The following is a 20,978-nucleotide window of genomic DNA, read 5'->3' as shown; positions in this document are numbered from 1 at the left end:
AAGCAGGGAGGAAAAAAGCCGGTGAACCGGATTACGATACTGATCGCGGACGACGACGCGGAAATCGCCGACCTGGTGGAGCTGCATCTGGTCAAGCAGGGCTACCGCTGCATCAAGGCGAGGGATGGCCGGGAGGCAGTGGACGCGCTATTGAAATATCCGGTCGAGCTGGCGATTCTCGATATTATGATGCCGAAGCTCGACGGGTACGAAGCGACTCGGCAAATCAGGGACAAGCACCGTATGCCGATCATTTTTCTGAGCGCGAAGAGCTCCGACCTCGATAAAATCACAGGTCTGATCCAGGGAGCCGACGACTACATGACCAAACCGTTTAACCCAATGGAACTGGTCGCCCGGGTGAATGCCCAACTCAGGCGTTCCCTGCAGTTCAACCGTTCCGCCGGGACGGACAAGATGACGATCGAAGCCGGGGGGCTTGTCATCTATCCGGAGGATCGGACGGTCCTCGTCGACGGTCAGCCCGTGAGCTTGACTCCCAAGGAATTCGATATTTTGCATCTGTTGGCCGCTCATCCCAAGAAGGTGTTCAGCACGGAAAATATTTTCCGGCGCGTATGGGAGGAGACGTATTATGCGGGCAACAATACGGTGATGGTTCACATCCGTACGCTGCGCAAAAAACTCGGCGAAGATCTGAACAAGAATAAGCGGATCAAAACCGTATGGGGAGTCGGGTATTCCTTCGATGGCTAATCTATTCCGAAGCTTCAGATTCAACATGGTCGCACTGTTCGGTCTCAGCATGCTGCTTGCCGCCGCGGTTACGTTCGGCCTGTACAAAGCCGCCCAAGCGTACTACTACACGACCAAGCTGGAGGATCCGTCGACGCAGGTTCGCCATTTCATCAGACAGATCGGGGACGTCAACTTTTTTCTTATCTTTTTTATTCCGCTGGCCGTCTGGATCTTTTTCCTGCTTACGAAGCGGTATGCCCGGTATTTCCGCGACATCTCGGACGGGATCAACCAGCTTGCCTCCGGCCATTTTGATACGAGGATCGACATAACGTCCCGCGACGAATTCGGCGATATTGCCCGAGACATCCGCTTGGCCGGCGAGAAGCTGCGCCAGGCGTTGGAAAGAGGCGATTTCGCCGAGAACAGCAAGGAGCAGCTGATGCTGAACCTGGCGCACGATCTTCGCACGCCGCTGACTTCGGTCATCGGTTATTTGGATTTTATTCTGAAGAACGAACCGCTGCCTCCGGAGCAGGCCAAGCATTACACGGCCATTGCCTATACGAAGTCGAGGCGCCTGGAACGGCTGATCGACGAATTGTTCGACGTGGCCCGGATGAATTACGGGAGGCAGAAAATCGACCTCATGCCGGTCGATGTTAGCGAGCTGCTGGTGCAGCTAAACGAAGAACTGTATCCGATGCTCGAAGCCCGGCATTTGACCTCCCGAATGCACGTCACCCCGTCTGTGACGGTACGAGGAGATGGGGAGCAGTTGGCCCGCGTGTTCGAAAATTTGTTCGGCAACGCGGCACGTTACGGCAGCGACGGCGAGTTTATCGACATCCATTGTCTGCCCGACGGCGACCAGGCGATTGTCCGCATCGTCAATTACGGGGACAGCATTCCTCCTGAGGATCTCCCGCATATCTTCGATATATTCTACACCGGGGACAAAGCCCGCACCTACCAGGAGGGCGGCACGGGACTAGGCTTGTTCATCGCCAAAAATATCGTGGAGCGGCATCGGGGCTCCATCTCCGCCCAAAGCGACGTCGTTCGCACCGTTTTCGAGGTTCGCCTGCCCCGTGAAATCTCTCCCGGAGCGGCAGAGTGAACGGTTGGGCGGGCGGCAAACCGGTAGAAGATCTTAAAAAAGGAGCATAAGACGCTTAAAAAGCCGCATACCCCATCCGCGTCATATGCTCTAGAATGGACACACAACCTTGCGGTCCGATGGCCATTCAAGTCAAGATCGACTGTTGTTTCGCTCGCATTTTGTCGACTAACCGGACGGGACGCATTATACTTGGTATATCAACGAGAAAGACATTGCAGGATATTGAATAATGGGAGCTGGAACGGGGGCACGAGAACATTCGCGTCCCTGTTTTGGCGTTACGGACGAGACGATCCGGAAAAAGGGGGCGCGACCGCATGAAAATAACCGTAGTGCTCGCCGACGACGAACCGATTATTTTGAAGGGGCTGGGCAAGCTGATTCCGTGGGACGAGTACGGACTCGAAATCGTCGGTTACGCCTATGACGGGAAGGAGCTGCTGGAGACGATCGAGGCGCTCCAGCCCGATATCGTCATTAGCGACATCAGCATGCCTCACTATAGCGGCATCGACATCATTAAAGAAATCAAGAGGCGCGAGCTGCCGATCAAAACCGTGTTTATTAGCGCCTATCAGGAATTTTCATACGCGAGGGACGCCGTCGCCTTCGGGGCCGTCGATTGTTTGGTCAAGCCCGTCAAGAAGTCGGAGCTCGAAGCGGTCATTGCCAAGACGTTGTCCCTGATCCATGAGGAAAACGAAGAGGATCGCCGCAGACGCAAGCTGGATCAGCTCGAGAGGAAAAACCGCGACGGCGAGGTGGACGTGTGGCTGGAGCAGTTGGCGGAGGGGACGTTGCCGGAGAATTCCGAAGGCTACGCGCACCTTCGGAATAAGCTTGCCGGACCTCTGTATGCGGCAGGCATTGTCGGGATCGATCCGGAGGGCAACGATAACGAACGCTGGCCCGCGCCTACGCAGAAGCTGGTCGAGTTCGCCGTCCGCAATATCGTGCAAGAGAGCGTCGAAGCTTTCGGCAGAGGGTATTCGTTCGTTCGTGCGGGAAATCATGTTTTCGTACTGAGTTGCGAGGAACCGGACATGCCGCTGGAGCTGGCGACGGCGATCAGGGACAACATCCTTAACTTCCTCAAGCTGAAGGTGTCCGTCGGAGTCGGCGACCCGGTCAACGTCCTGTCCGGATTGCCCGTCTCGCGCGAACAAGCGGAACAGGCCCTGGAAATGACCTATTTTACCGGACTGAATCGGGCCATCGCTTATCGCGTTCGCGAACAGCGCAAAGACAGCGAGAACGAATGGTTTACGCTCCAATCCGAAATTATTAGAGGACTGACCGAAGGCGCCTGGGATAACGCGCTGTCCACGATGAAGGCGCTGCTGCAGGTCATCCAAGCCGCGACGATCGGCAATCGCCAACTGGCCGTGTCCACCTGCTTCTCCTCGCTTCTGTACATCGTGCAGGAAGTGAAGAAGTCCGACGTGCCGATGTCCGATTGGGGCTTCGACATTCAGCATCTGCAAAGCCGCTTGAGGCAGTACGAGACGTACGAAGCGATGTGCGACGGCATTGTCGACATGCTTCAGGAGCTGTTCAACCGGATCGGGGACAAGCCGGCCGGCAAGGAACAAACCTTGGTCGAGCGCATCGTTCGGTATATCGAAGCTCATTACGCGGAGGACATTTCGCTGGAATCGGTCGCCGCGATCGCTTTTATGAACCCTTATTATTTCAGCAGCTTCTTCAAGAAGCATACGAAGCGCAATTTCAAGCAGTACGTCACCGACTTGCGAATGGAGCAGGCCGTTCTGCTGCTCAAGACGACCGACCTGATGGTGTACGAGATCGCGGAGAAGGTCGGCTACAATAATGCCAGGCATTTCAGCGACATGTTCAAGAAGCACACGGGCAAGCTGCCGCAGGAATTCAAGCAATCTCTCAAGGCCTGAGCAAGAGGGATAGCGGAACGACCGCTTGTCACCCAGATTGTCGGAGGGGACGCCATGTCTTTCGTTCGAAAATGGTGGAACAGCGTATTCGTCAAATTTTCGGCCGCGTTTTTGCTGGTTGGCCTGATTCCGCTCATCGCGCTGAGCGTCTTTTCTTTGCAAGCGTTCACAGGTCACGTCCAGCAGTTTACGGTTAATAATTTGAAGCAGATGTCGCTTTATTTGAGCTACAACGTTAACAACTTCTTTTCCGACTACGACGAAATCACCCGCCTGATGTATACGGGAAGATACGAGGGCTATTCGCATACGATCTCCGTCAACCAGACCGCCAACGTCAACGAGTACGAGCAGATCAACAGCATTCCGATCGCCGCTTTTTTAAGAACGGTGCTCTACAGCGATAAGCACATCCGCAGCGTCTATTTCGTTCGCTCGATGGACGGCAAGCTGTATTTTCAAACGAGGCAGAGCAAGCCGCTGCAGGAGGAGCGGCTGCCTGTCGCCGATTGGCTGCAGCCGCTCGCGGAGAAACCGAATCATCTGTCGATCTATCCGACCCACGGCGAACACTACTACAATTCCCTCGAAAGAAACGTCATTACGTTCGGACGCAACTTGATCGACATCTCCGGCACGTTGACGGCGGAGCCGAAAGTGGTGGGCAGCCTGTTTATCGACGTCGACGCGGGGGTGCTGGACAGCTTCTTCCAGGAGATGAATCTGAACAAGGACGACGAGCTGTACGTGCTGGACGGAGCCAATCGGATTTACTACAGCAATCGAACCGAGGAAAAAGCGAACGCGGAGTCGTCCGAGGCGGCGTTCGACCGCTTCGACGACGATGGCTATCTGGTGTTCAGCGACGAGATTCCCTACTTGTCGGGGCGCGTGCTCCTGCGCGTGTCCGAGCGAAATCTGTTCGCCCAGCTGACCTCCACGCAATCGGCCGTCTATATCGCCATCGTCGTCTGCGCGATCGCGCTGCTGGCGATGGGCACGCTGCTGTCCAAGCGGCTGGCATCCCCGATCCGGGATGTGCTGCAGCATATGAACAAAGTCGAGATGGGCAATCTGGATACGCAGATCCATTCTTACGGCAAGGACGAACTGGGCCGTCTGGCGTTCGGCTTCAACCGGATGGTGGAGCGGCTCAAAATTTTCATCAACGACGCTTACGTCGCGGAAATCAAACAAAAGCAAGCGGAGCTGAACGCGCTGAAAAGCCAGATCCGCCCGCATTATTTGTACAACACGCTGGAAGTGATTCGCATGAACGCGGTCTACAACGACGACGGCGAAGTGGCCGACATGATTCTTGCCTTATCCAATCAGTTGAAGTACGTCATCGATTACGGCGAGGACTGGGTGTCCATTCGGGAGGAACTCGATCATCTGAACGATTATTTTCATATTATCCGCGTCCGCTACGAGAATCGGATCGATTTTCGGTTGAACGTCGCCGACGACGTACGCATGGACTATCCGATCTTGAAGCTGTCGCTGCAGCCGGTCGTAGAGAATGCGATCCAGCACGGCATTCGGCCCAAAGGCGGCAAGGGCAGCGTGCTCGTCACGATCGAGCGGACCGGCGATACGTTGTCCGCGACCGTATACGACGACGGCGTCGGCATGGGCGAAGTTCAGCTGCAGCTGTTGAAGGACCAGCTCGCGGAGCCGAATGCCCCAGCCAAAAACGTAGGCCTGAAAAACGTATACGACCGGATCAAAACGGTATGCGGCGACGGCTACGGGCTGGAGATCAGCAGCATGGAGCATGTCGGCACATCCGTCCGTCTGAGCTTCCCGATCGTCGACAAACCTCTTAAATAACCGCATATGCCGCTAAAAAAACTTCATTTATCGCGAGGTGGAGCGATGTTAACCTTGTAACAAGGACAACGAACATCCTTACGCAAGCGCAGCACACCTAATAGGGAGGTTAACAAACAGATGACTCCAAAATCGCTATTCAAGCTGTCTTCCGCCGTATTGGCGGCGTCGCTGGTCTTAACGGCCTGCGGCGGAAACAACGGCAATTCCGGTTCGCCGAGCAGCGCTCCGTCCGGTTCGCCGGCAGGCTCAGCTTCGGCGGACAACAAGCCGAATCCGGTAACGATCTCGATCGCCTACGCGACAGGGGACCCGGCGACGAAGCAGGCGATCGAGACGACGATCGACGCCTTCACGCAAGCCCACCCGCACATTACGATCAAAAACATCAGCGAAACGACAAGCGATTCCTACCTCGATTGGCTGAAGACGAAAGACGCCGTCGGCGAGTTCCCGGATCTGGTGGAGATGCGCGACACGAAGGTGTTCGCGGACGCGGGCAAGCTGGCCGAGCTGCCGGCGGAGCTGCACGACCTGTTCACCTTCCTGCCGGAGTATCAAGGAAAAATTTATAACGCTCCGCTGACGGGCAACGCGCCCAACGGCATCATGTACAGCAAAAAAGCGTACGCCGACGCGGGCGTCACGGAGCTGCCGAAGACGTACGACGAATTTATCGCGATCCAGGAGAAGCTGCTCGCAAGCGGCATTTCGCCGATCGTGGCCGGCGGCAAAGACTTGTTCCATATGGGCTTCTGGGTGAACTACTTCCTGATCAACAACGTGTACAAGGACGATCCGGACTGGAACTCCAAGCGCACGGCGCAAACGGCCAGCTTCACGGACGCAAGCATGGTGCAGGCGATTACGGACTACAAGGAGCTGTTCACGAAATACGTGGACAAGGGCTGGCTGAGCACGGCGGACAACCAAACGGCGTCGATGCTCGTCACGGGCAAGGCGGCGCAGCTCTACTCCGGTCCTTGGATGTTCGGCCAGATTACCGAAGCCGATCCGAGCTTCGAATACGGCTTCTACGCGCTGCCGAACCGCGACGGCTCGATCGTCGTCAACGGCTTGCCAACGCTCGCCGGATGGGCTCTGTCGGCGGAAGCGGCCAAAGATCCGAACAAGGTGGAAGCGGTTAAGGAGTTCGTGAAGTTTTTCTTCGATCCGGCCCAATACAGCCCTTATCTCGCGACGGTTAACGGCATTCCGACGACCAAAGCCGAAGCGAGCTACGAGACGAACGAGCAGATGAAGGAAGTGCTCCGGCTGATGGCCGACTCCTCGATTCCGAAGTCGATGATGATCAATCAATGGTTTGGCGACAACGCGATTCCGCCGCAATTCCGCAACTGGTTCTACAAGCTTCTGCAGGAGCTTGTCGTGGGCAACGGAGACGTGACCGATTACATGAAGCAATCCGATACCGAGTACGACAACAACGTGAAGGCGAACCAGCAGTAAGGCAGGCCGATTCAGGCATACGACCGCGGGACGGGGCTGTCCCATAAGCCAGGGCAACCAAAATGATCGCAAAAAGAATGGGCTTGTCCCGTAAGCCGGGGTAACTAAAATGATCGAAAAAGAATGGGGATATATCTCCTGGAGAGCAAAGAGTCTGCCTCATACGATCATGAAATTACCCTGTTACGGGTTACGGGACCCTCCTGTTCACGAACCGATCATTTTATATCGTTGGCCCATTAATGACTTATGGGACAGCCCTGTCTTGCATCAGAGGCAGGAGGTACGAACATGAACGCCACGGCGACGGGAAGAAAAAAGAAATCAGGGTGGCGCGGTTATGCGATTTGGTTTATTTTGCCGGCCTTCCTGCTGTACAGCTTGTTTGTCATGACGCCCACTCTGAGCAGCATTTATCTCAGCTTCACCTCGTGGGACGGCATCAGCGAAAATATCCGCTACATCGGTTGGGACAATTTCAAAGAAATCGGGGAAAGCCCCCGGGTTCATAACGCCTTGAAAAATACGATTCTAGTGGCGATCGCGCTCGTGCTGCTGGAGAACGTCGTCGCGCTGGCGCTGGCGATCTTGGTCGATCAGGTGCGCTGGTTTCGCAACTTGTTTCGGAGCATCTTCTATTTTCCGGTGCTAATGAGCGGCATCATTATGGGCTTTATTTGGATGATTATTTTGAACTACAACTTCGGGGTCGTTAATCAACTGCTCGATACCGTCGGTTTAAGCTCCTTGAAGACGGACTGGCTCGGAAATCCGGATTACGCGCTGCTATCGATTATATTGTCAACGGTTTGGAAGGCGTCGGGCTACTATATGATCATCTATCTGGCCGGTCTGCAAGGGATTCCGCAAGAGCTGCTCGAAGCGGCGAGCATCGACGGGGCAGGGAAATGGAAGCAATTCCGGCACGTGACGTTCCCGCTGCTGGCAGGCGCGACGACCGTATGCGTCATGCTGTCGATGATCAATTCCTTGAAGCTGTTCGACCAGATCGCCGTCATGACGAACGGCGGGCCGGGCTTTGCGACCGAAACGTTGACTTACATTATATACAGGGTAGCGTTCGGCGAAGGCCGTCAAGGCTTCGGAACCGCGCTCGCGATGGTGCTGTTCGCGCTGATCCTGATCATCTCGCTCGTTCAGATTCGGTTGCTTCGCAAGAGGGAGGTGCAGATGTAAGATGGGCAAAACCGCCAAAAAGCCGGTTACGACCGGCAACGTCGTCCTGTTCGCGATCACGCTGGCCATCGCGCTCGTATTCGTATTTCCGATTGCATTCAACATGATGTCCGCCTTCAAGTCCAACGCGGAAATTTTGCGCGACGCGATCGCGCTGCCGAGCGGGTTCTATACGGAGAGCTTTAAGTATTTGCTCACGAAGACCGACTATCCCAGGGCGATGCTTAACAGCGGAATTCTGACCGTCGGCTCGATCGCCGCGATGGTCGTCGTCATTCCGATGGCGGCGTACGCGATCGAACGGACGAACCGGAAATGGACGAACGCGATCTATATTTATTTCCTGTTCGGAATGATGGTGCCGTTCCAGGTGTACATGATCCCGCTGTTCAAGCAACTGAACATGATGGGCTTGTTCGGGAATTTGCTCGGGCCGATTATGATTTACATTGCCGGATCGGTAGGCTTCGGCGTCCTGCTGTACACGAGCTTTCTGAAGGGCGTGCCGCGCGAGATCGAGGAATCGGCGGAGATCGACGGCAGTACGCGATTGAGAATGTTCTGGACGATCGTCTTTCCGCTGCTCGGGCCCGTGACGGCCAGCATGGTCGTGCTGCAGGGGCTTGGCATCTGGAACGACTTTCTGATGCCGATGCTCGTGCTGCCGTCGGGGGAGACGAAGACGATGATCGTCGAGCTGTTCTATTACGTCGGCGAATTCTCGTCGCGGTGGGACATGATTTTCGCGGGTACGACGATGTCGCTTGTTCCGGTGCTGATCGCGTTCCTGTCGCTGCAAAAGTATTTCGTCAAAGGCGTGTCGTCGGGAGCGATCAAAGGTTGATTCAACAAGCCGTGAGGCTGATTCGATAGGCGAAGAGGCCGGGTCAACAAACGGAGAGGCTGATTCAACTAGTGGAGAGGCCGGTTTAGCAAACGGAGAGAGGGTTTATTCATGGCGCTGATAACGGGTGAGAACAGGGGTTGGCTTGACGGCGTAATCGGGAAAATCACGCAAAAAATGGATGGGGTCAGCGAAAAATCGCGGCACAAAATTCCTTACACGACGATAGACGGAACTTACGACGATCGCTCCTCCAGCAACCCGTCCGGCGACGTCGCGGACGGCATCTGCTGGTGGACGAACGGCTTCTGGGGCGGGATGATGTGGCTGATGCATCACGAGACCGGCAAGGAGAAGTACAAAGAAATCGCCCAAATCTCCGAGGTCAAGCTGGACCGCTGCTTTCAGGAGTTCTACGGCCTGCATCACGACGTCGGCTTTATGTGGCTGCCGACCAGCGTGGCCAACTATCGGGTCACGAAAAATCCGGAGTCGCGAAAGCGCGCGCTGCATGCCGCCAACTTGCTGGCCGGCCGGTTTAACCTGGCCGGAGGCTTCATCCGCGCGTGGAACGACCTGGAGGACAAGGATACGCGGGGCTGGGCGATCATCGACTGCATGCTCAACATTCCGCTCCTGTACTGGGCCTCGGAGGAGACAGGCGATCCGCGCTTTAAGCAAATCGCCATGAAGCACGCCGATACGTCGAGGGAAGCTTTCGTCCGGCCGGACGGCTCGGTCAATCATATCGTCGAGTTCGATCCGCATCACGGCGGCGTGGTGAAAACGTACGGCGGACAGGGCTACGAGGAGGGATCGTCCTGGACGAGAGGACAGACGTGGGCGCTGTACGGCTTTATGATGAGCTATATTCATACCGGCAAAGCGGACTACCTGCATACGGCGAAGCGGATCGCGCATTATTTCATCGCCAACATTCCGGACAGCGGCGTCATTCCGGTCGACTTCCGGCAGCCGGCGGAGCCTAGGCGCGAAGACGACACGGCCGCGGCGATCGCGGCGTGCGGTCTGATCGAAATCGCCAAAGCCGTCGGCCCCTACGAGAAGGACGTCTACCTGAACGCGGCGCTTAAGCTGCTGCGAACTTTGGACGAGTCTCGCAGCGACTGGTCGGAGAGCTCCGACGCCATCCTGCAGAACGGCTCCGGGGCCTATCACGCCTCCTCGCATCATCATGCCATCATTTACGGCGACTATTACTTTATGGAAGCCGTCTTCAAATTGAAAGGCGACGATCTTTATTTGTGGTAGACAAGAGCCCGAGGAACGGATGAAGCCCATGTGCCTTGCTTTAACCGATCATTCCCGCCAAGCGCGATTAGCGGGGCTCTGCTCCCTTCGGTCCCTGGCCGGAGGCTTGCCGTACATCCGGGCGTATTCCCGGCTGAACTGGGACGGACTTTCATAGCCGACCCGGAAGGCGGCGTCGGAGGCGGGGACGGCCTCCGACAGCATCAGTCTTCTGGCCTCCTGAAGGCGCACCGTTTTCTGGTATTGCAGCGGACTCATCGCCGTGGTGCGCTTGAAATGCTTATGGAAGGCGGAAGAGCTCATATTCGCCGTTTTGGCCAAGTGCTCCACCGACAGCGGCCGATCGAACTGTCGGTTGATCAGACGGATCGCTTGCGCGATGCCGTGCGCATGGCTGCCGATCGCCGTAAACGGGTAAAGGATCGCACCTTGATCGTCCTGGAAAGTGCGGTAGACGATCTCGCGAAGAATCAGCGGCGCCATAAACGGAATTTCCCCGGGAGCGTCGAGCAGCCGCATCAGCCGAACCAGCGCTTCTAGCAAGTCCGGGGACGTCCGGTTTACAGCGATGCCGCGACCTGCCGGGGGAGCGCCGACGGGGGGCATGTCGGCGTGCTTCGCGACTTCCAGAACGAGGTCGGCTTCGAAGCCAAGCTTAAGGCTTAAGTACGGAACCTCGCGGGAGGCCTCGACGATGCTGCCGAAGACGGGCAGCTCCACGCCTGTCACCAGGTAGGTCGAAGGATCGTAGCGATACGTCTCGCCGGCTGCGGTTGCCGTTTTGGCGCCCTGCGCCACGACGCAAATCGAGGGCTTATATACGGAGTCCAGCCGCTGGGTCGAATCGATGGCGCGCAGCAGGGCAAGGGACGGAACGTCAGTCGGATGCGTTCCGTTCGAGGGGGCGTGACGGCCGATCAGATCGGCCAATTGCCGCAATGCTTTTTCCGTGCGTATAGATTCGTTCGGGTTGTCCATCCAGAGAGTCTCCGTTTCCGAAAAAGTAGTTCCATTATAGAAAGAAAGAAGAGGATTAGGCAAGAACGGGAAAGGATCGATCTAACTGGCCGGCTGACGTTCGCGTTAAAATGAGACCGTAAGGTTCAAACTAATGCGGCAAGCCGTAAAGGAGAGAGATTGATGAGCATGCAAGGAAAAGCAGCGATCGTTACGGGAGCCTCGCGCGGGATCGGCAGGCAGGTCGCCTTGCAATTGGCGGCGTCCGGCGTCATGGTTGCGATTAACTATTCCTCGAATCCCGACAAAGCGCACGAGGCCGTACGGATGATCGAGCAAGCCGGAGGGCAGGCAGCGGCGATTCGCGCCGACATCGGCAACACCAAGGAGATCGAGAGCTTGTTCGAGGCGACGCTGGAACGTTTCGGAAAAATCGACATTCTCGTCAACAATGCGGGAATCATGGTGACGGAAGCGATAGATGATGTAACGGAGGAGACGTTCGACCGCCTTTTCGCGATCAACGTCAAAGGAACCTACTTCGCCTGCCAGCAAGCGATGATGCATATGGAGCGGGGAGGCACCATTGTTAACTTCTCGACATCGGTTTCGGGAGCGATGCTGCCGGCCTACAGCGTGTACGCCGCGACTAAGGGGGCGGTCGAACAGATGACCCGCCAGCTGGCCAAGGAATTCGGTCCCCGGGACATCACGATTAACTGCATCGCTCCCGGGCAGGTGGCTACGGACCTGTTCTTGAACGGCAAGTCGCCGGAGCTGGTCGATTCCTTCCGCAGGATGAACGCCTTCGGCCGACTCGGAGAACCGGATGACATCGCCAATGCCGTGGAGCTGCTGGTCAGCGGCAAAGCCCGCTGGATCACGGGACAGACGATCAGGGTCAATGGGGGCTTCAACTAAGCTATCTAAATCGTGCTCACCGACCGACGAACGATCATGTCGGCGGGGAGCACGATTTTTTTCCATGGCAGGCCGGTAACGTCGCGCTCCTGGATGCGATCGATGAGCATTTGCGTGCCGAGATAGCCGAATTGATACGCCTGCTGGGCGATGACGGTCAGGAACGGGTCGATCTCGGAATACGGACCGAGATCGTCGAAGCAGACGACCGATACCTGCTCCGGAACCCGGATGCCCCGCGCGTGCAGGGTACGGATGACCTCGACGGCGAGCACGTTATTGCCGGCGACGATGGCGGTCGGAGGCGGGGACATGCGGTCGAACCAGCTCTCGATCTCGCTCAGGTCGCTTCTAGGCTCGAACGCGGTTTCCAATACGTCGTTCTGATCGAAGGGGATATCGTTCAGCTTCAGCGCTTCCCGGTAGCCTTCCAGCCGAAGCCGGGCGCTTGAAATAAGCGGAGAGCCGTTGATGAGCGCGATTCGCCGATGACCGCGCGACGTCAGATGGTCGACCAGCTTGCGCGCGCCTTCCTTGCTGTCGCCGAGCACGACGTCGCTGTCCATGCCCGGCACCTCGCGGTCGAGCAGCACGAACGGAACGCGGTGCCTTCTCAGCGTCTCCAAGTGCGGCAGCGACAGATCGCCGGTCGGGGCGACGAGCACGCCGTCCGCTCTTGTAGCCAGAATGGTGTCGATATAATCCTTTTCCTTCTCGACGCTCTCGTCCGAGTTACCAAACAGCAGGCGGTAGCCGTGCTTCTTGGCCGCATCCTCCGCGCCTCTCGCGACCGTCGTATAGAAGGGGTTTGTAATGTCCGTAATGAGCAGGAACAGCACGTTGCTCTGCTGCAGCACCAGACTGCGGGCCATATGGTTGGGAACGTAGTTCAGCTCCTCCATGACGCGGCGAACTTTGTTCCGGGTTTTGTCGCTGATTTTGCCAGTGTTATTGATAACCCTGGACACGGTCATCGCGGAAACTCCGGCTTTGGCGGCGATATCGTAGATCGTAACCATGGAGATAAGCTCCTTGTCGTCATTATGTTCTTTTATCTTACAAAATTAAAGAATTGACAGCAAGCGTTTTCCTTGGTAACTTGAGGTTATCGGTAACATTATTTAATTCCATTGGAGGCTAATCACATGGCAGACCAACAGTTCAGGTGGAAAGGCGAATTCCCGAAGATCGGCATTCGTCCGACGATTGACGGCCGGCGCAGAGGCGTCCGCGAGTCTCTGGAAGAGCAGACGATGAACATGGCCAAAGGCGTTGCCAAGCTTCTCTCCGATCATCTTCGCTATCCGGACGGCACGCCGGTCGAGTGCGTGATCGCCGACTCGACGATCGGCGGAGTCGCGGAATCCGCGGCCGCGGCGAGCAAGTTCGCCAAGGAAAACGTCGGCGTCTCGATCACGGTTACGCCTTGCTGGTGTTACGGCACGGAGACGATGGACATGGACCCGGCCATCCCGAAGGCGGTATGGGGCTTTAACGGCACGGAGCGTCCGGGCGCGGTCTACTTGGCGGCCGTATTGTCGGCTTACGCGCAAAAAGGGCTGCCGGCATTCGGCATCTACGGCAACGACGTTCAAGACGCAGGCTCGACGGACATCCCGGAGGACGTGAAAGGCAAGCTGCTCGGCTTTGCGAAAGCTGGATTGGCGGTCGCGCTGATGAAGGGCAAGTCGTATCTGTCGATGGGCTCCGTATCGATGGGAATTGCGGGCTCGATCGTCAACGACGCCTTCTTCCAGGAGTACCTCGGCCTGCGCACGGAATACGTCGACATGAGCGAATTCGTGCGCCGCTTCGACGAGAAGATCTACGATCCGGTCGAGTTCGAGAAAGCGCTTGCCTGGGTGAAGGAGAACTGCATCGAAGGCCCGGACAACAATCCGCCTCACCTGCAAACTTCCCGCGAACAGAAGGACAAGGATTGGGAGACGGTCGTCAAAATGACGCTGATCGCGCGCGATCTGATGGTCGGCAACCCGCGTCTGGCCGAGCTCGGCTTCGGCGAAGAGGCGCAGGGCCACAACGCGATCGTGGGCGGCTTCCAAGGCCAGCGCCATTGGACGGACCACTTCCCGAACGGCGACTTCCTGGAGACGATTCTGAACTCTTCGTTCGACTGGAACGGCATTCGCGCTCCGTACATGATAGCGACCGAGAACGACAGCTTGAATGGCGCGGTGATGCTGTTCGGCAACCTGCTGACGAACACGGCGCAAATTTTCGCGGACGTCCGCACGTACTGGAGCCCCGATTCCGTCGAGCGCGTAACGGGCCACAAGCTGTCCGGCGCGGCCGAGGGCGGCATCCTGCACTTGATCAACTCCGGCTCGGCGACGATGGACGGCACGGGCGAGCAGACGAAGGACGGCAAGCCAGTCATGAAGCCGTTCTGGGAAATTACGGAAGAGGAAGCGCAGAAATGTCTCGACGCCACTTCCTGGCGTCCGGCGTCGGTCGAATATTTCCGCGGGGGCGGCTATTCCTCGGACTTCCTGACTCGCGGAGGCATGCCGATGACGATGTCGCGCTTGAACATGGTCAAAGGCATCGGACCGGTGCTCCAGATCGCGGAAGGCTATTCGGTCGATCTGCCGCCGGAAGTGCACGACGCTCTGGACAAGCGGACCGACCCGACATGGCCAACGACCTGGTTCGCCCCGATTTTGACGGGCAAGGGCTCGTTCAAGAACGTGTACGACGTTATGGACAACTGGGGCGCGAACCACGGATCGATCAGCTATGGCCACATCGGCGCCGACCTGATCACGCTCGCGTCGATGCTGCGCATTCCGGTCAGCATGCATAACGTCCCGGATGAGAAAGTTTTCCGTCCGCGGGCATGGGGCCTGTTCGGAACCGACAACCCGGAGAGCGCCGACTACCGCGCGTGCGGCAACTTCGGACCGCTGTACAAATAATAAATCCGACGACGCTGTCGCTTGCTCCTTTCGGAGACAGGCGGCAGCCGTTTGTCCGTAGAATGGAGCCAAGCGATTATGAGCAGCCAGGAAATTCGCCAAGAGTTATGCAAATACGCGCAGAAGACGGTCGCCAACAAGCTGGTCGTCGGACCGGGGGGCAATCTCAGCGCGCGCTACGAAGGCAAAATGTATTTGTCCCCGAGCGGCTTCGCTCTGGATGAAATCCAGCCGGAGCAATGGGTGGAGGTCGACATCGAGACCGGCGATATAACCGATATCGGACTTCGCCCGTCCTCGGAAGTTCTGATGCACTTGTACGCTTATCGCCAAAACCCGAACATCGGCGCGATGGTGCATACGCATCCGCCATACTGCATCGCTTTTACGCTCGTGGAGAAGGATCTGCCGATCATGTTCCCGGACCAGGCCGCGCTCGTCGGCAAAACGGTGTACGTCGATTACGTGCTGCCGACAACCGATCGGCTTGCCGACGCGGTCGTGGAGAAAATCGAGCACTCGTCGATTCTGCTCGGCAACCACGGTCTCGTGACGACCGGACGCAACCTGCGCGAGGCGTACTACCGGACGGAAGTCGTCGAGGAGAGCGCGAAAATTTTCCTGATCGCCAAAGCGATCAAGGAGCCTAAAGTGTTGACGAAGGAAGAGTTCGAAGAAATCGCCTCCCTGGAGAGCGAGGCTTACCGGATTCAACTGCTGCAGAAAATGAAATAAGGCGGACGCCGCGAGAAGAGAAGGAGTGAACCGCGATGACCAAAGGAGCTGCCGTGCTGGCGTTCGACATGGGCGCGAGCAGCGGCCGCGCGCTTGTCGGGCGGCTGACGGAAGGGGATAACGGCAGAAGCAGGCTGGAAGTGACGGAAGTTCATCGTTTTCCCAATCACGCGATCCAGGTCGGCAAGCATCTGCATTGGGATACGCTCCGGCTGCTGCACGAGATGAAGAAGAGCATCCGCTTCGCCTTCCAGAAGGGCTATGAGCCGGCGACGTTCGGCATCGATACGTGGGGCGTCGACTTCGGGCTGCTTGACGCCAACGGAGAGCTGCTCGGCAATCCCTACCACTATCGCGATCCGCATACGGAGGGGCTCATCGAGGAGGTGAGCGGCCTGGTCGGCCAGCGCGCGCTGTTCGAACAGAGCGGCTTGCAGTTTATGCCGTTCAACACGCTGTACCAGCTCTACGCGATGGTGAAGGCCGCTTCTCCGAAACTGGAGGTCGCCAAGACGCTGCTCTTGACGCCCGACTTGCTGGCGTACCTGCTGACCGGAGTCAAGTCGTGCGAATTCACGATGGCGACGACGACGCAGCTGTTCGATCCGGGCAAGCAAGCTTGGAACGTCGAGCTGATGGATCGGCTCGGCATTCCGTCCCATCTGTTCCTGGAGCCGGTTCAGCCCGGCACGATCGTTGGTCCGCTCTCCCCGGAAGTGCAGGAGGAGCTTGGCGTGCCCGCGATCCGGGCGGTGGCGGTCGGCACGCACGACACCGAATCGGCGATCGCCGCCGTTCCGGCCGGCGACGAGCCGTTCGCCTTCCTCGTGTGCGGAACGTGGTCGCTGCTCGGAACCGAGATGGACGGACCGCTGCTCAGCCCGGAGACGATGAAACTGGAATTCTCCAACGAAGGCGGAGTGGGCGGCACGTACCAGTTGCTGAAAAACATCATGGGCCTGTGGCTGCTGCAGGAGTGCAAGCGGGAATGGGACGAACAGGGCAAGGAGATCGGCTTCCCGGAATTGGTTCGTCTGGCCAGGCAAGCCGCGCCGTTCCGCAGTCTCGTCCATCCCGACGATCCGCGGTTTTTCTCTCCCGGCGGCATGGCCGACAAGATCCGCTCGTTCTGCGCGGAGACGAATCAGCCGATTCCGCAGAGCGAAGGCGAGATCGTCCGCTGCATCCTCGAAAGCTTGGCGCTGCGTTACCGCCAGGCGCTGGAACAGGCGGAGCAGCTCACCGGGCGCGTCTACGGCGGCCTTCATATGGTCGGAGGCGGCATCCAGAACGAGCTGCTGTGCGGGTTTACCGCTAACGCGATCGGCAAGCCGGTATGGGCCGGCCCGGTCGAGGCGAGCGCGATCGGCAACATGCTGATGCAGCTCGTCGCGCTCGGAGAGTGCAAGGACCTGAAGGAGGCGCGTGAGCTCGTCGCCGCGTCGTTCCCAGTGGACGTCTACGAGCCGGAGGCGGATGCCGGATGGGCAGAAGCTTACGGGACGTTCCTGGGCTTCGGACGAGTATGATCGAGTCGAGAGGGGTTGGCTTCGGATGTTAAAAGGGATATCGAGCCTGATTTCGCCGGAATTGCTGAAAATATTGATGGAGATGGGCCACAGCGACGAGATCGTGCTGGCGGACGGCAATTTTCCGGCGGCCAGCCATGCGCAGCGTCTCGTTCGCGCCGACGGGCATGGCGCGCCGGAGCTGCTGGACGCGATCCTGCGGCTGTTCCCGTTAGACCAATATGTAGACAAACCTGTCGCGCTAATGCAAGTCATGCCGGGAGACCCGGTCGAGACGCCGATCTGGAACACGTACGGAGAGATTATCGAGGCCCGGACCGGTCTTGCCGCGCCGTTCGAGGAAGTCGAACGGTTCGCCTTCTACGAGCGCGCCAAGAAAGCTTATGCGATCGTCGCTACGGGAGAGAGCGCGCTGTACGCCAACCTGATCCTCAAGAAGGGCGTTATCGCGGAATAGCCGGAATAGTCGGCGGCGCTCTCGACCGGAGAAGCCGAATGAGCGAGGCGCCAAGCGAGATTATAAAGCCGGGAAGCAAGTTCCGCTTGCAATTCCGGCTTTTTTTCGTTAAGATACTGAATAAATGTTCAGTATTGTAGGCGGTGATCGGATCGGGATGAACAAGAAGAAGCTGCAAAGCGAGCAGACGAAGAAGAAGGTAGCCGACGCGGCGAAAGCGTTGTTCGTTCAGAAAGGGTACAAAGCAACGTCAATCGAGGATATCGTGAACGCGACCGGCAGCAGCGCGGGCAACATCTATTATCATTTCAAGAGCAAGGAAGGGCTCTTCCTGTACCTGCTGCAGGAATGGGACCGCGAGTGGGAGAGTCGCTGGGCCGAGAAGGAACGGCTTTACTCGACGACGAAGGAGAGGCTCTTCGGAATGGCCGAGCAGCTTGTGCTTGAAAATTTGAACCACCCGCTGACGAAAGCTTCGGACGAGTTCTACAACAATTCGGAAAAGGCGAGCGACGTCGAAGAGCGAATCGCGGAGATGATCGCAGGGTATGTTAGCTTTAACCGCAAATTGCTTCAGGAAGGGATCGATAGCGGAGAGTTCGAGCCGTTCGATGCCGACCGGCTGGCCATCGTATTGGATAGTCTGGTATACGGACTGAGCCAGCATTCGCGAAGATTGAACCAACAGGAGGCGCTCTCCCTGTATCGCTTGGCGATGGAGACGTTTCTCTATGGGATTGCCAAGCGGGAAGGGTGAAGCGGGCGGAGTCGCCCTTTTTTTACGTCATTATCTAGAATGAATATTCAGTATAAATGTTGGAGGATTTTTCATCATGGAACTGCTTCTTAGGAAAAGAGGGGCTATCCTGCTCCTTATGTTAAACCTGTTTCTTATTTTCATGGGGATCGGACTTGTCATTCCGGTTATGCCGAAGTATATGACGCTGCTGGACATCAGCGGCAGCGTCGTAGGGTTGCTGGTAGCGGCTTTCTCGCTGACCCAGCTGCTGTTCTCGCCCCTCGCGGGCCGCTTGTCCGATTCGCTGGGACGGAAGAAGATCATCGTCGCCGGCATGCTCGTGTTCGCCTTGTCGGAATGGTTGTTCGGAATCGCGAACTCGACCGTACTGCTCTTCGCGGCCCGTTTTCTCGGCGGGCTGGGCGCGGCGCTGATCATGCCCGCGGTCATGGCGTATACGGCGGACATGACGACGAACGAGGAACGGGCGCGGGGCATGGGGCTCATTAACGCGGCGATTACGACCGGGTTTATTATCGGGCCCGGGATCGGAGGCTATCTGGCGGAGTACGGCCTTCGCGTGCCGTTCTATGCGGCGGCAGTGGCGGGACTCGCGGCGGCGGCACTGACGGCGTTCATTTTGCCCGAATCTCTCTCGTCCGCAGCGGCTGGGAAGAAGGCGGCACCGCAAAAGCGGCAGAGTCTGTGGAGCATGCTGATCCGCTCTTACCGGGAGCCGTATTTCCTCAGCCTTATTCTCGTCTTCGTCATGTCGTTCGGACTGGCCAACTACGAGACGATCTTCGGCCTGTTCGTCGATCACAAGTTCGGATTCACGCCGAAGGACATCGCCTTTATTTTGACGTTCGGCTCCATCTCGGGGGCCGTCGTGCAGCTTACCGTGTTCGGATGGATTCTGAACAAGTTCGGGGAGAGAAACGTCATTACGTTCTGCCTGCTCTCGTGCGGGTTGTTTATTTTGCTGACGATTTTCGTCGGCGGCTTCTGGATGGTGTTCGCGGTGACGTTCATCGTCTTCCTGTCGATCGATATTTTGCGTCCGGCGATCGGCACGCAGATGTCGAGAATGGCGGAAGAGCGGCAGGGCTACGTCGCGGGTCTTAACTCGGCGTTTACGAGCCTAGGGAACATTGCCGGCCCGGTCATCGCGGGACTGCTGTTCGACGTGGACGTCAACTATCCTTATGTGCTGGCCGCGGTCGTGCTGATGATCAGCTTTGTTTTGGCCGCAAGGGCGGGGGCTCGGGAGAAGACGGCCTCGGCGGCAGCATGATCGCCTAAGGCGCTCCGGCCTGTTAAGATAGGAGAAGAAAACAATAGGCCGAAAACGGAGCTGGAAATCCATGAAGCTGGACCGCCTTCTATCTATCGTGATTTTGCTCGTCAATCGAAGATTCGTTCAAGCCAAGGAGCTCGCGGAGCTGTTCGAAGTGTCCGTTCGGACGATCTATCGGGACATCGACGTTCTTAATCAAGCGGGCATTCCCGTAATTTCCTATCAAGGGGCGGGAGGCGGAATCGGCCTGTCCGAAGGCTACCGGCTGGATCGCAGCGTGCTGACGGATGGGGAACTGGTCGAAATCGTGAACGCGCTTCAGAGCGTCTCGACGATCTACCCGGACCGAAACCGCAAGCTGCTGCTGGAGAAAATGAAAAGCGTCGTTCCGCCGTCGCAATCGGAACAATTCCAGCTGCGGACGAGGCAGCTTATCGTGGATTTGTCTCCGTGGGGAGGAAGCGGCCATCTGGAGGAAAAGGCGGCGCTGCTGAAGAAGGCGGCGGAAGAGGAGCGATTGGTCGAATTCGCTTATTGCGACGCGCAGGGCAACGAATCGGCCCGCGTCGTCGAGCCGTATACGCTGGTGCTTAAGCGGCAGTCCTGGTACTTGTACGCCTATTGCCGGACGAGGAAGGGATTCCGCTTGTTCAAGCTGTTTCGGATGAAATCGATCGCGGTCGGGGAGCGGTTTGCCGTGCGAAGGCCGATCGAACCGGAGCGTCTGCCCTGGAACGAACAATGGCAAGCCCCTGGCAAGACGACCCGGCTGAAGCTCCGGTTCAGCCGCAGGGCGAGGCATCTTGCCGAGGAGTGGTTCGGCGTCGAGGCGATCGTCGCGGAGACGGCAGGCGAGGACGGAGAGGAACGCTACGTCGTCTGGGCCGAATTTCCCGAGGATCGTTGGCTGTACGGTTTTATTCTGAGCTTTGGTCCCGATGCGGAAGTGCTGGAGCCGGAATCGATTCGCGAAGAGATTCGGCGACAGGCGGCAGGCATTTTGCGGAAGTATGATACACAAACCTGACAGTCTATTGTCCAGTTTACTTCGGTATAGTG

General features: G+C 57.5%; 18 protein-coding genes. 16 read left to right on the top strand and 2 right to left on the bottom strand.

Going from position 1 to position 20,978, the window contains the following annotated elements; translation table 11 throughout:
- The first annotated feature begins 21 nt into the window (after nucleotides 1-21).
- From ACESLM_RS02945 to ACESLM_RS02910, 8 genes are all read left to right on the top strand, one after another.
- Entirely contained in the window at nucleotides 22-717 is a 696-nt protein-coding gene (locus tag ACESLM_RS02945) for a response regulator transcription factor (protein WP_372629851.1), read from the top strand.
- Nucleotides 710-1,819, top strand: coding sequence for a sensor histidine kinase (locus ACESLM_RS02940; RefSeq protein WP_372629849.1), 1,110 nt, complete (start codon nucleotides 710-712; stop codon nucleotides 1,817-1,819). Before ACESLM_RS02945 ends, ACESLM_RS02940 begins: the two co-directional genes overlap by 8 nt.
- A gap of 320 nt (nucleotides 1,820-2,139) precedes the next feature.
- Nucleotides 2,140-3,732 (top strand): response regulator, encoded by a 1,593-nt coding sequence (locus tag ACESLM_RS02935; protein WP_372629847.1) that lies wholly within the window; start codon nucleotides 2,140-2,142, stop codon nucleotides 3,730-3,732.
- Between the two features lie 54 nt (nucleotides 3,733-3,786).
- A complete protein-coding gene (locus tag ACESLM_RS02930) occupies nucleotides 3,787-5,565 on the top strand; it encodes a cache domain-containing sensor histidine kinase (RefSeq protein ID WP_372629845.1) in 1,779 nt (592 codons plus the stop codon).
- Nucleotides 5,566-5,685: 120 nt separating this feature from the next.
- On the top strand, nucleotides 5,686-7,035 hold the full coding sequence (locus ACESLM_RS02925) for an ABC transporter substrate-binding protein (protein ID WP_372629843.1): 1,350 nt from the start codon (nucleotides 5,686-5,688) through the stop codon (nucleotides 7,033-7,035).
- A gap of 291 nt (nucleotides 7,036-7,326) precedes the next feature.
- Complete coding sequence (locus ACESLM_RS02920) at nucleotides 7,327-8,232, top strand: carbohydrate ABC transporter permease (RefSeq protein ID WP_372629841.1); 906 nt, start codon at nucleotides 7,327-7,329, stop codon at nucleotides 8,230-8,232.
- 1 nt (nucleotide 8,233) lies between these two features.
- The gene (locus ACESLM_RS02915) at nucleotides 8,234-9,076 is read left to right on the top strand and encodes a carbohydrate ABC transporter permease (protein WP_372629839.1); all 843 of its coding nucleotides are present in this window, start codon (nucleotides 8,234-8,236) and stop codon (nucleotides 9,074-9,076) included.
- Nucleotides 9,077-9,187: 111 nt separating this feature from the next.
- Nucleotides 9,188-10,348 (top strand): glycoside hydrolase family 88 protein, encoded by a 1,161-nt coding sequence (locus ACESLM_RS02910; protein ID WP_372629837.1) that lies wholly within the window; start codon nucleotides 9,188-9,190, stop codon nucleotides 10,346-10,348.
- 48 nt (nucleotides 10,349-10,396) lie between these two features.
- On the opposite strand, the gene ACESLM_RS02905 is transcribed toward ACESLM_RS02910, so the two are convergent.
- Nucleotides 10,397-11,326 (bottom strand): AraC family transcriptional regulator, encoded by a 930-nt coding sequence (locus ACESLM_RS02905; protein WP_372629835.1) that lies wholly within the window; start codon nucleotides 11,324-11,326, stop codon nucleotides 10,397-10,399.
- 162 nt (nucleotides 11,327-11,488) lie between these two features.
- Between ACESLM_RS02905 and ACESLM_RS02900 the strand changes: the two genes are divergently transcribed.
- Nucleotides 11,489-12,226 (top strand): SDR family oxidoreductase, encoded by a 738-nt coding sequence (locus ACESLM_RS02900; RefSeq protein WP_372629833.1) that lies wholly within the window; start codon nucleotides 11,489-11,491, stop codon nucleotides 12,224-12,226.
- 5 nt (nucleotides 12,227-12,231) lie between these two features.
- On the opposite strand, the gene ACESLM_RS02895 is transcribed toward ACESLM_RS02900, so the two are convergent.
- A complete protein-coding gene (locus ACESLM_RS02895; RefSeq protein ID WP_372629831.1) occupies nucleotides 12,232-13,245 on the bottom strand; it encodes a LacI family DNA-binding transcriptional regulator in 1,014 nt (337 codons plus the stop codon).
- Nucleotides 13,246-13,371: 126 nt separating this feature from the next.
- Here ACESLM_RS02895 and ACESLM_RS02890 point away from each other — a divergent pair, with 126 nt between their 5' ends.
- The 7 genes from ACESLM_RS02890 (at nucleotide 13,372) to ACESLM_RS02860 (ending at nucleotide 20,946) form a co-directional block, all read left to right on the top strand.
- On the top strand, nucleotides 13,372-15,162 hold the full coding sequence (locus ACESLM_RS02890) for an L-fucose isomerase (protein WP_372629829.1): 1,791 nt from the start codon (nucleotides 13,372-13,374) through the stop codon (nucleotides 15,160-15,162).
- Nucleotides 15,163-15,240: 78 nt separating this feature from the next.
- A complete protein-coding gene (locus ACESLM_RS02885; protein WP_372629871.1) occupies nucleotides 15,241-15,897 on the top strand; it encodes a class II aldolase/adducin family protein in 657 nt (218 codons plus the stop codon).
- Between the two features lie 35 nt (nucleotides 15,898-15,932).
- Complete coding sequence (locus ACESLM_RS02880) at nucleotides 15,933-17,426, top strand: rhamnulokinase (RefSeq protein ID WP_372629827.1); 1,494 nt, start codon at nucleotides 15,933-15,935, stop codon at nucleotides 17,424-17,426.
- A gap of 25 nt (nucleotides 17,427-17,451) precedes the next feature.
- Entirely contained in the window at nucleotides 17,452-17,883 is a 432-nt protein-coding gene (gene fucU / locus ACESLM_RS02875) for an L-fucose mutarotase (RefSeq protein WP_372629825.1), read from the top strand.
- Between the two features lie 157 nt (nucleotides 17,884-18,040).
- Nucleotides 18,041-18,640, top strand: coding sequence for a TetR/AcrR family transcriptional regulator (locus ACESLM_RS02870; RefSeq protein WP_372629869.1), 600 nt, complete (start codon nucleotides 18,041-18,043; stop codon nucleotides 18,638-18,640).
- Between the two features lie 76 nt (nucleotides 18,641-18,716).
- The gene (locus ACESLM_RS02865; RefSeq protein WP_372629823.1) at nucleotides 18,717-19,916 is read left to right on the top strand and encodes an MFS transporter; all 1,200 of its coding nucleotides are present in this window, start codon (nucleotides 18,717-18,719) and stop codon (nucleotides 19,914-19,916) included.
- A 70-nt stretch (nucleotides 19,917-19,986) separates the two neighbouring features.
- Complete coding sequence (locus ACESLM_RS02860) at nucleotides 19,987-20,946, top strand: helix-turn-helix transcriptional regulator (RefSeq protein ID WP_372629821.1); 960 nt, start codon at nucleotides 19,987-19,989, stop codon at nucleotides 20,944-20,946.
- The last annotated feature ends 32 nt before the right edge of the window (nucleotides 20,947-20,978 follow it).

The organism is Cohnella sp. (genome assembly GCF_041641335.1).
GTDB lineage: Bacteria > Bacillota > Bacilli > Paenibacillales > Paenibacillaceae > Cohnella.
This window is presented reverse-complemented; position numbering and strand designations above follow the sequence as displayed.

Excerpts from the sequence above, each read along its gene's own strand:
- ACESLM_RS02940 (WP_372629849.1), top strand. The coding sequence starts at position 710 with ATGGCTAATCTATTCCGAAGCTTCAGATTCAACATGGTCGCACTGTTC.
- ACESLM_RS02935 (WP_372629847.1), top strand. The coding sequence starts at position 2,140 with ATGAAAATAACCGTAGTGCTCGCCGACGACGAACCGATTATTTTGAAG.
- ACESLM_RS02930 (WP_372629845.1), top strand. The coding sequence starts at position 3,787 with ATGTCTTTCGTTCGAAAATGGTGGAACAGCGTATTCGTCAAATTTTCG.
- ACESLM_RS02925 (WP_372629843.1), top strand. The coding sequence starts at position 5,686 with ATGACTCCAAAATCGCTATTCAAGCTGTCTTCCGCCGTATTGGCGGCG.
- ACESLM_RS02920 (WP_372629841.1), top strand. The coding sequence starts at position 7,327 with ATGAACGCCACGGCGACGGGAAGAAAAAAGAAATCAGGGTGGCGCGGT.
- ACESLM_RS02915 (WP_372629839.1), top strand. The coding sequence starts at position 8,234 with ATGGGCAAAACCGCCAAAAAGCCGGTTACGACCGGCAACGTCGTCCTG.
- ACESLM_RS02910 (WP_372629837.1), top strand. The coding sequence starts at position 9,188 with ATGGCGCTGATAACGGGTGAGAACAGGGGTTGGCTTGACGGCGTAATC.
- ACESLM_RS02905 (WP_372629835.1), bottom strand. The coding sequence starts at position 11,326 with ATGGACAACCCGAACGAATCTATACGCACGGAAAAAGCATTGCGGCAA.
- ACESLM_RS02900 (WP_372629833.1), top strand. The coding sequence starts at position 11,489 with ATGAGCATGCAAGGAAAAGCAGCGATCGTTACGGGAGCCTCGCGCGGG.
- ACESLM_RS02895 (WP_372629831.1), bottom strand. The coding sequence starts at position 13,245 with ATGGTTACGATCTACGATATCGCCGCCAAAGCCGGAGTTTCCGCGATG.
- ACESLM_RS02890 (WP_372629829.1), top strand. The coding sequence starts at position 13,372 with ATGGCAGACCAACAGTTCAGGTGGAAAGGCGAATTCCCGAAGATCGGC.
- ACESLM_RS02885 (WP_372629871.1), top strand. The coding sequence starts at position 15,241 with ATGAGCAGCCAGGAAATTCGCCAAGAGTTATGCAAATACGCGCAGAAG.
- ACESLM_RS02880 (WP_372629827.1), top strand. The coding sequence starts at position 15,933 with ATGACCAAAGGAGCTGCCGTGCTGGCGTTCGACATGGGCGCGAGCAGC.
- fucU (WP_372629825.1), top strand. The coding sequence starts at position 17,452 with ATGTTAAAAGGGATATCGAGCCTGATTTCGCCGGAATTGCTGAAAATA.
- ACESLM_RS02870 (WP_372629869.1), top strand. The coding sequence starts at position 18,041 with ATGAACAAGAAGAAGCTGCAAAGCGAGCAGACGAAGAAGAAGGTAGCC.
- ACESLM_RS02865 (WP_372629823.1), top strand. The coding sequence starts at position 18,717 with ATGGAACTGCTTCTTAGGAAAAGAGGGGCTATCCTGCTCCTTATGTTA.
- ACESLM_RS02860 (WP_372629821.1), top strand. The coding sequence starts at position 19,987 with ATGAAGCTGGACCGCCTTCTATCTATCGTGATTTTGCTCGTCAATCGA.